The sequence below is a fragment of the Bradyrhizobium sp. USDA 3256 genome, from assembly GCF_054058275.1.
This window is the reverse complement of the sequence record NZ_JBSSAE010000002.1, coordinates 5,042,214-5,055,304: the sequence shown is the minus strand read 5'-3', so window position 1 is coordinate 5,055,304 and position 13,091 is coordinate 5,042,214. Positions and strand designations below refer to the sequence as shown.

Genomic DNA, 13,091 nt, shown 5'->3' with positions numbered 1-13,091 from the left:
GCCGTTCAACGCGGCCCAATCTGGTCCCACAGCCAGCGCGCCACGGCGTCGGGCGACGATGATGCGTCGTTGCCCGACGCGCGCAAATTCGCCTCGCGCATCCCGGCGATATCGATCTTGCCGAGCAGCGGCCGCAGCGCCGCCTTGAGGGCCTCGTCGTCGCGCCGCTTTGGCGACAGCAGGACGATGGCGTCATAGGGCGGGATGGCGTGCCTGTTGTCCTCGAGCGTGACAAGATCGTATTTCGCGATCAGTCCGTCGCTGGTGTAGCCCGCGATCACGTCGACCTCGCCGGAGGCAACCGCCGCATACATGAAATCCGGCTGCATCTGACGCTGGGCGCGGAACGTCAGCCCATAAGCCTTCTGGATGCCGGCCCATTCCGGCCGCGAGAAGAATTCATAGTCGCCGGCGATCGACATCGTCGCGGCGCGTGACGCGAGGTCGGCGATCGAATGGATGCCGAGCTCTTCGGCGCGCTTTCTCGGCATCACCAGCGTATAGGCATTCTCAAAACCGAGCTCGCCGAACAGCGTGATGTCTTGCTTTGCCAGCGTCATCTGCAACTCGCCCAACAGCTCGGCGCGGGGCTTGATGTCGGTGTGGTGGAACTGGTTGGCCCACAGCGTTCCGGAATAGTCGACATAGACATCGATATCGCCGGCCGTGAGCGCGTCGAAGATCACGTTGGAGCCGAGGCCGGCGCGGGTCGTGGCCGGAAGGCCGGCCGCTTGCAGCCGCTGCGCGATCAACGCCGACAGCACATATTGCTCGGTAAACGTCTTGGCGCCGACCACGATGCCCGCATGCGGACGCGCGATCGCGGGCACCAGGGTCGCCGCGATCAGGGCGGCAATACCGAGCCCGCCGAACGCAGTCCGGATGCGGCTGCGATTGCGCAGGCCGTTCTCGATCAGCGCCAGCAATTGGTCAACCACAAGCGCGAGCACGGCTGCGGCGAAGCAGCCGAACAGCACGAACACCCAGTTCTGGGTCTGCAGGCCCGCGAAGATGTAGTTGCCGAGGCTGGTCTGGCCGATGGGCGTCGACAAGGTGGCGGTGCCGATCACCCATACCGCCGCGGTGCGGATTCCAGCCATCATCACCGGTAGCGCCAGCGGCAGCTCGACCATGGTGAGCGATTGCCGCGGCGTCATGCCGACGCCCTGGGCGGCTTCCAGCACCGCCGGATCGACCCCCGACAGACCGGTGATGGTGTTGCGCAACACCGGCAGCATCGAATAGAGCGCGAGCGCCAGCACGGCGGGCAGGAAGCCGAAGGCGGAGAAGCTGAAGCCGAGCCACGCCGCCGTCAACGCGGCGAGCGCCAGCAGCAGCGGATAGAACAACGCGAGCAGCGCGAGACCGGGCACGGTCTGCACGATGCTGGCAAGCCCGAGCAACGTCGTGCGCAGCACCGGCCGGTTACGAGCGATGATCGCAAGCGGCAGGCTGATCAGGAGCCCGAGCGCAAGCGCGGCGACGCTGACCCGCACATGATTGCCGAGATAGTCGGGCAGATGGGAAAGCGCCTCGCTCCAGCGCGGATCGGCTGATAGAGTCATGCCGTGTCGCCCCGCGGCAGCAAGGCGCCCAGGCGTTCCGCCTGCCGGCGCGGCGTGCGCATCAGTTCACCGACATAGCCATCGGTGCTGGCCGAGAGTTCCGCCGGCGTGCCCTGGGCCAGCAGCCTGCCGCCGCGCATCACCGCGACACGATCGGCCAGCAGCAACGCCTCGGTCATGTCGTGGGTGATCATGACCGTGGTCAGGCCGAGCTCGCGGTGCAGCGTTCGATAATCGTCGCCGAGCGCGTCGCGGGTGAGCGGATCGAGTGCGCCGAACGGCTCGTCCATCAGCACGATGCGCGGCTTCGCGGCCAGCGCACGCGCGACGCCTATACGTTGACGCTGGCCGCCGGAGAGTTCGTGCGGCATACGCTCGCGATATTGTGAGCAGTCGAGCCGCACAAGGTCGAGCAGTTCATCGACCCGCGCCGAGATCTCCGCCTGCGTCCAGCCGAGCAGATGTGGCGTGATGCCGATGTTGCCGGCGACGGACAGATGCGGAAACAGCCCACCGCTCTGGAAGACATAGCCGATGCGGCGCCGCAGCAGGATCGGGTCGATGCGGCTGACATCCTCACCCTCGACCGCGATCCGGCCTTGGTCGGCTTCGATCAGGCGATTGGCGAGCCTCAGCAGCGTCGTCTTGCCGGAGCCCGAGCCGCCGACAATCGCCAGGAATTCACCCTCGGCCACGTCAAGCGAGACGTCGTCGACCGCCACCACGCGACCACTGTCAAAACTCTTGCCGACATGCGCATAGGCAATCAGCGGCGTTGCGGGCATTCCAGGGCGACCTCATGTCTCACCGTCGTTAACGACAGTGATAGCCCATAAATTGGACTTTGACTCGAGGCGCGGGCGCCTGCGCGGTGGTTTCGCAGGCTGTTCCGGTCGAAGCGGATCAGCCCCGTCCGGGGCTGTGAGCACACATCACACTTCGTTCTTGGGTACGTACTTGCCCATGATGCATTTATAGCTCTGCAGGTGCCATTCGTGATACGGCCCCTTGGCGAGCCAATCGGCGATACCGATCTGCGCATTCACTGCGCAGGCGCCCATGGTGATGCCGGATTGGTCACTCGTGGTTACGACCTTTTCCATGCAGAGTTGAGCATTGCAGAGGATGGCGACGAGCGTAACGAGCATGACGGCCTTTATCAGTGGGGTTAACCCGGTCTGACCCGAATCATGCAGGGTTCATGCCACTATCAGCAGCTTTGGTGTCGCAGCCGACAAGACTGGGAAAGTACGGCCGGAGCGAATCGTCACGCCCGTCAGCGCGTAGCCGCACGCCCGTAGATACGCTATAGTCGCTGCCCAACTACGGCGTGAGATCGGGGCGAGCGAGGAACGTTGCGCGGTCGGGGGCTGCATCGATGATGACGTTACCTGAGTTGGCGGCAGGTGCTTTGGAGAAGTTTCTCGCCACGCATGTCAGCCGCACCTTCGGCGCTTCGCAGGCGCGCTTCGGCGAACTCCTGCCAGCCGCCGCGCGCATCGCGTTGGAATGCATCGGCAACAGCGACGCGCTCTACCACAATGTCGAGCACACGATGCTGGTCACGCTCGCCGGGCATGACATCATCCGCGGCCGCGCGCTGCACACCCACGTTACCGCCGAGGATTACACCCACACCATCATCGCCTGCCTGACTCACGACATCGGCTATGTGCGCGGTCTTTTGAAGGGCGATGGACCTGATGGTTACGTCATTGATGCCTCCGGCAACAAGGTGGTGCTGCCGCGTGGCTCGTCGGATGCCGGCCTGATGCCGTATCATGTCGACCGCTCGAAGCTGTATGTGCTCGACAGGCTCGAGGCCGTCCTTCCACTTGATCGCGAGCGCGTCGCGCGCAACATCGAGGGCACGCGGTTTCCGGCGCCCGAAGGTCAGCAATATGACGATGAGGCGTCGATCGTCCGGGCGGCCGATTTCATCGGTCAGCTCGGCGATCCCAACTACATCAGGAAGGCCAACGCGCTCTATCACGAGTTCGAGGAGGTCGGCATCAACCGCCAGCTCGGCTATGAGTCGCCAGCCGATATCGTCGACCGCTATCCGCAATTCTACTGGAACATGGTTGCGCCGCACATTCAGGGCGCCATCAACTGCCTGAACATGACGGCAAGCGGCCGCCAGTGGATCGCGAACCTCTATAGCAACGTGTTCCGCGCCGAGCGCGAGGTGACGCTGTCCGGCCCGCAAATCTGACGCCGCGGCCTTTCAGCACGGATTGTGCTGCGTTCCCCAGCCGTTCGCGTGGTGTCCACATTTAGGCCTGCTTCGTCGTTGCACAGTCCGTGGAAATCAGCGACCTTGCGCCATGGACCCCTCCAGCGACCGTGTTTTCGACCGCTTCAGCATGATATCCCGTTTCGCTCAATTGATTGCGGCTGCCGTCCTCTGCTGGCCGGCGCTGGCCGTTGCCGCCGGTCCGGTCTACGACGTCGATCTGTACGCGTTGATGTCCGGCACTTGCCGCAATGTCTCCGTCGCAGGCCGCAGCTACACCTGCAAGGCAGTCGCCTATTTCCACACCCTGCGCGGCCGCTCCGAATTCACCGTGGTGCTCGACGATCCCGCCGACAAGAGCCACATCATCTCGTTCTCCGGCGAGAGCACCGAGCGCACCCAAGACAATCTGTTCGAGCTCGCGGTCGACCGCATGTTGCTGAAGTCCAGCGACCGCCCGCGAGTGGATGGTCTGCCGGTGCCGCTGGTCGAGATGTCGACGGGCTCGTGCCGCCAGGTCGGAAGCTTCATCACGCGGCAGGTGTCCACCATCACCTGCGCCGCAACCGACCAGAACGGCAAGAAATACGAGCTGAGCTTCGAATCGGACGGTTCGCCGATGACGTTGCGCCGGTTGCGGCAATCGACGCTGCCGTCCGAACGGCAGCGGGCGCGCCAGATCGCGCAGCTCGAATGCCGTCTCAAGGCGCGCGCTGCGCAAGTGCTGCCGCGGGACACGACGGCCTTCATGATCCGCTGCCTCGGTGAGGGCGACGGCAAGCCGGCCGACGAGCAACGATAGCCGTGCCCTGCGTTCCGGACGAGGCTTGAGGAGAATTCGATGCGTTTGAAACTCACCATCATCGCAGCCGTCGGCGTTTGCATCGCTGGGCCGGCCGCCGCACAGATGTACGATCCGAACTATCCGGTGTGCCTGGAAGTCTATGGCGGGAGGCTGACGCCCGAGTATATCGATTGCAGCTACACGTCGCTTCCGCAGTGTCAGGCGACGGCCTCGGGGCGCTCCGCGACGTGTTCGGTCAATCCGTTCTACAAAGGTCCGAAGAAGCCGCCAAAGCAACGGGGGCAGCGACAACGCCAGTCCGCCAACTAGCGCGCTCAGGCTTGTCGCCTGCCGTCGCTCAAGACTGTATGGCCGTCGTGTCCCCAGTGCGGTTGACTAACTCCGGCAGTTGTGAGGAAACGGTCCGAGCAATAAGGAGAATCCGATGCGCCTGAAACTTTTCGCGATCGCCGCGTTCGCGGTCGCGCTGGCCCGACCTGCCGCCGGACAGGCCTATGATCCGAACTATCCGGTCTGTTTGCATCTCTATAACGGGCCGATGGCCGGAGACCACATCGATTGCAGCTACACCTCGATCCCGCAGTGTCAGGCAACGGCATCGGGTCTCTCTGCGATGTGCATCGTCAATCCCTTCTTCGCTCCTCCGCCACCACCCCCGGAACGTCCGGTGCGCCGCGGACGCCATCCCGTTCAGTGAGGCGGGCCCGCGAAACTCGTCCCGTCAAGGCGGCACACGCAAGGCATCGTAGGTGAACAGCCAGTCATAGCGCTCGCGCACCCGGTCCGGCTGCCATTCGCGCGAGACATAGGCGTCGGCGCCTTCGGCGTCGGCGAGCGCAGGATTATGGAAGCGCCTGGCATTCTCGGCCGACTTCACCACGATCCCGTTTGTGCGCGTCAGCCGCGCGGTCTCGTACCGCCGCAGCGCTTCCTCGGGCGGGAAGCCTTCAAGACAGCGCGCCAGCACCATGCCGTCCTCGATCGCCATGTTGGCGCCCTGGGCCAGGAACGGCAGCGTTGGATGCGCGGCGTCGCCGAGCAGGCAGGCGCGCCCGACGACGAAGCGATCGAGCGGGTTGCGGCCGAGCAGCGCCCATTTGTAGGGAATATCGAGGCTCGCGATGATGGTGCGGATCTGCGGATTCCATCCGGCAAAGGCTCCGCTGCAGGCCTCGCGCGTACCGCGTTCGGTCCATGACTCGATTGACCAGCTCTCACCCTCGAAGATGCCGACGAAGTTCAACAGCTCGCCGCGGCGAACCGGATAGGTGATGACGTGGCCGCCCGGGCCGATCCAGTTGGTGCCGACGTCGCGCCTGAGGGGTGGCGGTAGCCGTTCCATCGGCACCAGCCCGCGCCAGGCGGCCACGCCCGAGAAGAACGGCTTGGTGTCGCCGCCGATCTGCCGGCGAATTTCGGAGTGCACGCCGTCGGCACCGACCACGACGTCGCCGCGCCGACGCTCGCCATTGGCAAGGTGCAGCCAGATGCCGTCGCCGTCCTGGTCAAATCCGGTGCACCGGCTGCCAAGATGCAGCCGCCCCGGCGCCCGGGCCGTGAATGCGTCGACCAGCACGCGGTGAAAGTCGCCGCGATGCACCATCCAGTAGGGCGCGCCATAGATCGCGCGCGATGAGGCGCCGAGGTCGAACAGTTTCCAGGTCCGCCCGGTGCTGAACAGCCTGATCTCCTTGCCCGAGGGCTCGCAGGCGATGGCCTGCATCTCCTCCTCGAGCCCGAGCGCGATCAGGACGCTGGTGCCGTTGGCGCTGAGCTGGACACCGGCGCCGAGCTCGCGCAGCTCGGACGCCTGCTCGAAGATATCGACTTCGATGCCACGCTGCAGCAGCGACAATCCGGCGACGAGACCGCCGATCCCGGCGCCGGCAATCAGGACCTTTGGCTTGCGGTGTGTACTCACGCGAACATCGCTATCTGTGCGTGATCAGGAAATCGTCGGTGAATTCGCCGCGCGACAGCTTGACCGGGATCTCGCCGTCACTGCCGATCTCGACGATCTCCGAGCCGGACTTGTTATCCTCAGGGGTTAACAGCTCGATGCGCGCGGCGATCCGCTCCGCCTGCCAATCGGTCAGCTTCCAGGCAAACCGGCCGCCGAGATCGCGCATGCCGAATTCGTCGTCGGCGGGCGCCAGCACCAGCGCGTCGCGCGAGACTGCGCCGGGAATCCGCTCCGCCACGGCAATGGTCTGCGGGTCCTCGGCAAAGCGTCGCAGCAGCATTGCCAGCGCGGCGAGATCGGCGGCCTCGCCGAGGAACAGGAACAGCGGATGAAAATCGCTCGGCATGTATTCAAATCGCAGCATGATCGTCGGTCCGTTGACTGGGATTACTCGCTGAGCACCTTGATGACGTCCTGGGCGTGGCACAGCTCCACCGTTCCGACGTCGGCGGGCCGGGCAGGGCACTCCAGATAGCGCACCTGCAGCCACTGGCCATCGTCCATGTTCTCTATCACTTCGGCGACGACGCCGGCCTCCAGTTTCAGCCGCGTCCCCACCTTGATCGCCATCACGTCAATCATCGCTACCCTTGCTGATCTTGACCTTGCTCAGACCTGGCCCCGCTTAGAAGAACGTGGTGAGATTCTTGGCCAGCAGGATATTCTGTTCAAGCAATATCTCGCGTCGCGCGATCTTCCAGGCAGTGTCCGTCAGGCGCAGCGTGTCGTTGCGGCGGCCGACGAAGATGTAGGTCTCGTACTCGACGCGGTTCTGGTAGACGAGGAAGCGGCTGGTGACGTCCAGCTCGCGCGCAGCCTCGATATCCGGCCGCGCGCCCTTGATCTGCACATTGCTGACCATATGCGTGATGCGCGACAGCGGCTCCTCGGCATAGTGCACGCCGGTCAGGATCTGCTCGACCCGCTTGGTCAATGTCCATTTGTCTTCGTCGAACCAGCTGATGCCTTCACCGCGTTTGGTGTTCTCGCGCGCGGCCTGCTGGCCGAACTTCACATTGCGGCGGATCGGCATGAAATAGCCGATGTCGTCGGTGAGTAGCTCGAGCCAGTCGCGGAAGCGCCGGTCGTCGAGCAAATCGGCCTCGTGGTAGTAGAAATCCTCGACATCGGCCTTCAGCCGGTAGTAGGTCGCCGATCGCTCGATCGCAGCGTTCCCGGCGTGTTGTTGTTTGTCCTGATCCTGAACGGTCGTCGTCATCGCTATCTCCTCATCAGGCATCGCAGGGTTGTCAGAGCGCCGGCTTGGGCGGGATCGGTCCGCCCTGCTGGGCGAAGCAGCCGACATCGATCACGGTGCCGGACAGCGTTTCCGCTTCCGGTGACAGCAGGAAGGCGACCACATTGGCGATGTCGTCACCGGCGGCGACGCGGCCCGCGGCGGTGCCCGGCGCGCCCTTGCCGAAACGCGCCGCATCGCCGCCGACACGGCCGAGGCTCATACCGCTGACGATGCCGCCACCACCAGGGATCACGGTGTTGACGCGGATGCGCTGGTGGAAGAAGTCGTAGGCCATCGCTGCGCTGAGCGCGATAACGCCGCCCTTGCTCGCGCTGTAGACCGCCATGTTCGGCTTGCCCCAGCCGGCGCCGGATCCGATGTTGACGATCGAGCCGCCGCCTTGCGCGATCATGTGCGGGATCGCGGCGCGGCTGGTCAGATACGGTCCCTTCAGATTGACGGCGATGATCCGGTCGAACAGCGCCTCGTCGGTGTCGAGCACGGTGCCGAGCGGGCCGATCGCGGCGTTGTTCACGACGCCGTCGATGCGCCCGAACCGCGCCATCGCGTGGGCGACCACCTTGGCAACATCGCCGGCCTGCGACACGTCGGCTTCCATCAATTCGGCGGAGAGCCCTTCGCGATCAAGTTCCTCGCGCAGGGCCGGAATGGCGTTCTGCGCGGTACTCGAGACTTGCGCCGCCTCGAGACCGAAGGCGACCACCGCGTGGCCGCGCCGCGCGAGGCCGAGCGTGATCGCGCGGCCGATGCCGAAGGTGCCCCCGCTGACGAGGACGATTGTTGCGGGCGCGGTCATTCTGCGGCCTGCCGGTTGCCAGCGGGTGATCCGAGCAGCTCGTGCCAGTCGCCGCCCTGCATGTAGGTGGTCCAGCGGCGATAGAAGCCGCGCGCGATCTGCTCGGTGACTTGCGTGGAGACGTCGCCGCCGAGCGGATGATCGGTGACGTAGGCGCCCATCGACTGCTGATAGTTGAAGGGATAGCGCCGCGCCACCGTGCCGGTGCTCGCCGCGGTGGCATAGAGCCAGTTCTCCATGTCGTCCTGTTCGGTCATGCCGGCCGGGCCGGAGTAGCGCATGTAGTAGCGGCGCAGATATTCCTTGGCTTCCTTCGGCGCATCCTTGTCGACCAGGAAGAAGCGCCAGCCTTCGGTCGAGGTCGGGCTGTGCGGATGCCAGGCGCACAGTCCACGCGGCTGCCGGCCGTGATAGGAGGTGTTGGGGAAGATCGTGCCGACGAACGGCAGCAGCCGCGCCCCTTCGCCGAGCCGCCGCTTGCGCTCCTCGAAACAGTGCCGGAAGTATTTTTCGAGGATCGGGTTGTCGAGGAAGGACTCGATGTATTCGTTGGCCTCCGGCTGGATTGCGCTGTGCACGCCATGGCCTTCCGGAAAGCTGATCCAGACGTGCTGCGCCTTCTCCAGCTCGTCGTCGCGGCGGCCCTTCTTGCCGGCGGCAGCGCTGGGCCCGATGCCGATCAGGTCGACCGAGCGATGGCTCGGGTTGTGATAGGTGTCGCCGAGGAAATTCTCGGCCGCGAATTTCCAGTTGGCGGGGAACACCCATTTGTGGACGCCGATCACCTCGGAACCGCCTTCGCGGCCGTCGCGGCAGTCGAGCGCCTGGTCGAGATGGATCTTGGCATCGCCGAGATAGGTGATGAAGCCGGGCGCGTCCTTGTCCCAGGTCGCCCAGATCGAGCCCTTGTAGTTGCAGAGCTTCGCCACCGGGACCAGCGAGTTGGCCTCGCGGTCGAGCACCCCGTCGTACAGCGTCCGGTGCAGTGGAACGCCCTGCAGCTTGCCGTCGGTGGTGTAGGTCCAGCTGTGATAGGGGCAGGTGAACAGCGACGTGTTGCCCTGTTCGTAGCGGCACACCTTCATGCCGCGGTGCCGGCACGAATTGAGGAAGACGTGAATCTCGCCCTTCTTGTCGCGGCAGAGGATCACGGATTCCTCGCCCATCCGCGAGGTGTAGAAATCGCCGGGATTGGGCACCAGGCTTTCGTGCCCGACCAGCAGCCACGCACGGGTGAAGACCTTGTCGAGCTCCTGCCGATAGATATCGGCATCCACGAAGATCTCGCGGCTGATGAAGCCACCCTTGACGTCTACAAGCTGATCGAAATCGTTGCGAAGCGGCATCGGCTCCTCCTTGATCTTGCATGCGCGACCGTGCGTCGCGGCGATAATGGTGCGTCCTACTTGTCGAGCTTGCAGCCGCCCGTTCGCTCGGGGCGGAACGCCTTGTCGCCGGGGATGGCCGCGATCTTCTGGTAGTAGTCCCAGGGATATTTGCTCTCGTCCGGCTTCTTCACGCGGTAGAGCGAGAGGTCGTAGACGACGCGGCCGTCTTTGCGGATGTGCGCGGGGCGGCCGAAGAAATCGACCGGCAGCTTGCGCATCTCGGCATTGACCGCCTTCGCCTCATCGCTGCCGCCGGCCTCGATCGCTTTCAGATAATGGCGCACGGCGGCGTAGGTCGCGGCCTGCAATTTTGTCGGTTCGCGCTTCTCGATCTCGATGAAGCGCTTGGCGAAGGCGCGGGTGCCGTCGTCGTCATCCCAGTAATATTGGGACGCGATGTACATGCCCTGCGCGTCGCGCAGGCCGATCGAATGGACGTCGGAGATGAAGGTCAGCATGCCGACGATGGTCTGCCCGCCTTGTTGCAGGCCGAATTCGTGGGTCTGCTTCACCGCGTTGACGGTGTCGGCGCCGGTGCCGGCCAGTGCCACCACCTTGGCACCGGAGCTCTGCGCGGCCAGCAAAAAGGATGAGAAGTCGGTGGTGTTGAAGGGATAGCGAACCGCGCCGATGACCTTGCCGCCCGTATCGGTCACCGCGCGCGAGGCATCCTTCACCATCGCGCTACCGAACGAATAGTCGACCGCGACAAAGAACCATTCCTTGCCGACGCGGCGGCTCAGCTCGCCGACCAGGCCGGCCGACAGCGCGTAGGTGTCGTCGGCCCAATGCGTGACGACGGGCGAGCATTTGTCGCCGGTCAAATCGGACGTCGCGGCGCCCGAGACCAGCGCGGTGCGGTTGCTCTGCGTTGCAAGCCCGGCGACGGCGAGCCCGACCGAGCTCACCGCGAGATCGGTCACCGCGTCGACATGCTCGACGTCGAACCATTGCCGCGCGATCCCGACCGCGACGTCGGGCTTGTTCTGGTGATCCGCCGAGATGATCTCGATCGGCTTGCCTAGCACCTTGTTATGAAAATCCTCAGCGGCAAGCTTGGCGGCGGTCACCGAGCCCGGCCCGCCGAGATCGCGGCCGCTGCCGTAGTCACCCAGCACCGCAATCCGCACCACGCCGTCCGAGATGCCTGAGCCGTCGGGTGCGGCGTACGCCAGCGGCGTTGAGAGCATCAGCGTGGCGATCGCGGCGGCGGCCCATCTGCGCGAGGCGTTTGTCTCCAGCAATTCCAATCCTCCCGTCGATTTTTCATATGTCCATCTAGTGGACATTATTCTCATAATTTGCGATACTATTCGCGCGGGCCGATTGGTCAAGCGCGCTGGATGCAGCGCGCCCTGCCGAATTTGCGATGTGGACGGATGGCAAAGAAACCGAAGGCGGAAGTTCAGGACGCGGAGCAGGGGGCGTCAGGCGTGCGGGCGGTCGACCGCGCCATCGCGATCCTGGAAAGCTTCACGCCAGATCAGCCGGCGATGAGCGTGATCGAGATCCGGAAGCGGGTCGGGCTGAGCCGGCCGACGCTCTATCGCCTGCTGCAGACGTTGGCGCAGCGCGACCTGATCCAGGCCGAAGGCGACCCGCAGCGCTTCCGGCTGTCGCACGGCGTGATGAAGCTGGCCCATGTCTGGCTGAAGGGTCTCGAGGTGGTCGCGATCGCGCGCTCGGTCGTCGAAGGCCTGCGCGAGGCGACCGGCGAGACCGCAGCGTTGTTCCGCGAGCAGGACGATCGCGGCATCTGCATCCTCGAATGCGAGAGCCGTCACGTGCTCTCGATCAGCCGCGGAGTCGGCCACAGTTTGAGCCTGATCCAGGGATCGACCGGCAAGGCGATGCTGGCCTTCATGGACCCGAAGCGGCAGGCCGCGCTTGTTGCCAGCATTGCAAAGAGCGCGGATCGCGCGCGGCTCGAGGACGCGCTGACCTTTGCGCGGCGCAACGGCTATGCGACCAGCCATGGCGAGATCTTCGCCGGCGCGGTCGCCGTCTCCGCGCCGTGTTTCGATCACCGCGGCGAGGTGGTCGGTTCGGTCGGCCTCTACGGACCGAGCGCGCGCATCGACGAGCGGAAGCTATTGGAATATTCAAAGCTGGTGCGCGAGGCCGGCCGGCAGATTTCGGTCCTGCTGGGCTATCAGGACGGCGCGCCCATCGCATAGGGCTTCAACACCGCATAGAGCATGTCGTGTGTCGGCGTCGGGACGCCGAGCTTGCGGCCGAGCTCCACCACCTTGCCGTTCAGCCACGGCAGTTCGAGCCGGTTGCCACGCTCGAGATCGAGCGCCATCGAGGCCTTCATCGCAGGTGGCGCGTGTCCGATGAAGTCGAGCACTTTCGTCAGCGCATCCGGCGGCAGCTTGATGCCGTTGGCGTGCGCGATGGCGATGATCTCCTCGCAGGCCGATACGAAGAGCGGGCGCAAATCGGGATCGTCGCGCAGCTTGCCGATCGGCAGCCTGGTGACTGCGGTCAAGCCGGCATTGGTGGCGAGGCCGACGAACTTCATCCAGAGCTCGGTGTTGATCTGCTCGCTCAAGGTCGCGTCGAAGCCGGCGTTCAGGCAGAGATCGAGCAGCGCCTTGCCGCGCGGCGTGATGCGGCCGTCGAGCTCACCGAAGATCATGCGCATGAAGGTGCCGACCTGGTTGATGACGCCAGGCTTGATGATCGAGGCCGAGATCTGCGCCACGCCGCCCATCACGGCGTTGCGTCCCAGAATCGGGACCAGCCTGTCAGGCGCGTCGATGCCGTTCTGCAGCGGGATCACCGCGGTGTCGGGGCCGACCATCGGCCTGATGTATTGGCCGGCGCTCTCGACGTCCCACAGCTTGACGCAGAACAGCACGATATCGACCGGGCCGACGCTTGCCGGATCGTCGGTCGCCTGGGTCGGGACCAGATGGGTTTCGCCGCGGCCGCCCTGAACCTTCAGCCCCTCGCTGCGCATGGCGGCCAAATGAGCGCCGCGCGCGATAAAGGTGACGTCGGCTCCGGCATGCGCGAGCGCCGCACCAAAGCCGCCCCCGACACCTCCGGCGCCCACCACTGCGATCCGCATG

Annotated in this window: 16 protein-coding genes; 5 read left to right on the top strand and 11 right to left on the bottom strand. The window is 64.9% G+C overall.

Going from position 1 to position 13,091, the window contains the following annotated elements; all coding sequences use genetic code 11:
* Positions 1-5: 5 nt before the first annotated feature.
* The 3 genes from ACVWY5_RS25890 to ACVWY5_RS25880 all read right to left on the bottom strand — a co-directional run bounded on the left by ACVWY5_RS25890 (position 6) and on the right by ACVWY5_RS25880 (position 2,713).
* Positions 6-1,565 carry an ABC transporter permease/substrate-binding protein gene (locus ACVWY5_RS25890; protein ID WP_028332464.1) on the bottom strand — a complete coding sequence of 520 codons (1,560 nt, stop codon included), beginning with the start codon at positions 1,563-1,565 and terminating at the stop codon, positions 6-8.
* Positions 1,562-2,350, bottom strand: a complete 789-nt coding sequence (locus tag ACVWY5_RS25885) for an ATP-binding cassette domain-containing protein (protein ID WP_028332463.1) — start codon at positions 2,348-2,350, stop codon at positions 1,562-1,564. Before ACVWY5_RS25885 ends, ACVWY5_RS25890 begins: the two co-directional genes overlap by 4 nt.
* Before the next feature lie 147 nt (positions 2,351-2,497).
* Positions 2,498-2,713 carry a hypothetical protein gene (locus ACVWY5_RS25880; protein WP_016844293.1) on the bottom strand — a complete coding sequence of 72 codons (216 nt, stop codon included), beginning with the start codon at positions 2,711-2,713 and terminating at the stop codon, positions 2,498-2,500.
* A 230-nt stretch (positions 2,714-2,943) separates the two neighbouring features.
* Here ACVWY5_RS25880 and ACVWY5_RS25875 point away from each other — a divergent pair, with 230 nt between their 5' ends.
* The 4 genes from ACVWY5_RS25875 to ACVWY5_RS25860 all read left to right on the top strand — a co-directional run bounded on the left by ACVWY5_RS25875 (position 2,944) and on the right by ACVWY5_RS25860 (position 5,303).
* Positions 2,944-3,780, top strand: coding sequence for a hypothetical protein (locus ACVWY5_RS25875; RefSeq protein WP_026193124.1), 837 nt, complete (start codon positions 2,944-2,946; stop codon positions 3,778-3,780).
* A 112-nt stretch (positions 3,781-3,892) separates the two neighbouring features.
* On the top strand, positions 3,893-4,603 hold the full coding sequence (locus ACVWY5_RS25870) for a hypothetical protein (RefSeq protein ID WP_244482231.1): 711 nt from the start codon (positions 3,893-3,895) through the stop codon (positions 4,601-4,603).
* Positions 4,604-4,642: 39 nt separating this feature from the next.
* Positions 4,643-4,915, top strand: coding sequence for a DUF3551 domain-containing protein (locus tag ACVWY5_RS25865; protein WP_028332461.1), 273 nt, complete (start codon positions 4,643-4,645; stop codon positions 4,913-4,915).
* 115 nt (positions 4,916-5,030) lie between these two features.
* A complete protein-coding gene (locus tag ACVWY5_RS25860) occupies positions 5,031-5,303 on the top strand; it encodes a DUF3551 domain-containing protein (RefSeq protein ID WP_016844297.1) in 273 nt (90 codons plus the stop codon).
* Between the two features lie 24 nt (positions 5,304-5,327).
* Here ACVWY5_RS25860 and ACVWY5_RS25855 read toward each other — a convergent pair whose 3' ends face one another.
* Genes ACVWY5_RS25855 through ACVWY5_RS25825 form a run of 7 tightly spaced genes read right to left on the bottom strand, consistent with a single transcriptional unit; the run spans position 5,328 to position 11,264 of the window.
* Positions 5,328-6,527, bottom strand: a complete 1,200-nt coding sequence (locus ACVWY5_RS25855; RefSeq protein ID WP_028332460.1) for an FAD-dependent monooxygenase — start codon at positions 6,525-6,527, stop codon at positions 5,328-5,330.
* Positions 6,528-6,537: 10 nt separating this feature from the next.
* Entirely contained in the window at positions 6,538-6,933 is a 396-nt protein-coding gene (locus ACVWY5_RS25850; protein ID WP_028332459.1) for a hypothetical protein, read from the bottom strand.
* A gap of 23 nt (positions 6,934-6,956) precedes the next feature.
* Complete coding sequence (locus ACVWY5_RS25845) at positions 6,957-7,151, bottom strand: SH3 domain-containing protein (protein WP_028332458.1); 195 nt, start codon at positions 7,149-7,151, stop codon at positions 6,957-6,959.
* A 43-nt stretch (positions 7,152-7,194) separates the two neighbouring features.
* On the bottom strand, positions 7,195-7,788 hold the full coding sequence (locus ACVWY5_RS25840) for a 3-phenylpropionate/cinnamic acid dioxygenase subunit beta (protein ID WP_028332457.1): 594 nt from the start codon (positions 7,786-7,788) through the stop codon (positions 7,195-7,197).
* 31 nt (positions 7,789-7,819) lie between these two features.
* Positions 7,820-8,626, bottom strand: coding sequence for an SDR family NAD(P)-dependent oxidoreductase (locus ACVWY5_RS25835; protein WP_028332456.1), 807 nt, complete (start codon positions 8,624-8,626; stop codon positions 7,820-7,822).
* Entirely contained in the window at positions 8,623-9,972 is a 1,350-nt protein-coding gene (locus ACVWY5_RS25830) for an aromatic ring-hydroxylating dioxygenase subunit alpha (protein ID WP_028332455.1), read from the bottom strand. Before ACVWY5_RS25830 ends, ACVWY5_RS25835 begins: the two co-directional genes overlap by 4 nt.
* Before the next feature lie 56 nt (positions 9,973-10,028).
* On the bottom strand, positions 10,029-11,264 hold the full coding sequence (locus ACVWY5_RS25825) for an ABC transporter substrate-binding protein (protein ID WP_028332454.1): 1,236 nt from the start codon (positions 11,262-11,264) through the stop codon (positions 10,029-10,031).
* A 129-nt stretch (positions 11,265-11,393) separates the two neighbouring features.
* Here ACVWY5_RS25825 and ACVWY5_RS25820 point away from each other — a divergent pair, with 129 nt between their 5' ends.
* A complete protein-coding gene (locus ACVWY5_RS25820; protein ID WP_028332453.1) occupies positions 11,394-12,191 on the top strand; it encodes an IclR family transcriptional regulator in 798 nt (265 codons plus the stop codon).
* Here ACVWY5_RS25820 and ACVWY5_RS25815 read toward each other — a convergent pair.
* Positions 12,167-13,090, bottom strand: a complete 924-nt coding sequence (locus ACVWY5_RS25815) for a ketopantoate reductase family protein (protein ID WP_028332452.1) — start codon at positions 13,088-13,090, stop codon at positions 12,167-12,169. The genes ACVWY5_RS25820 and ACVWY5_RS25815 overlap by 25 nt on opposite strands.
* Between the last annotated feature and the right edge of the window lies 1 nt (position 13,091).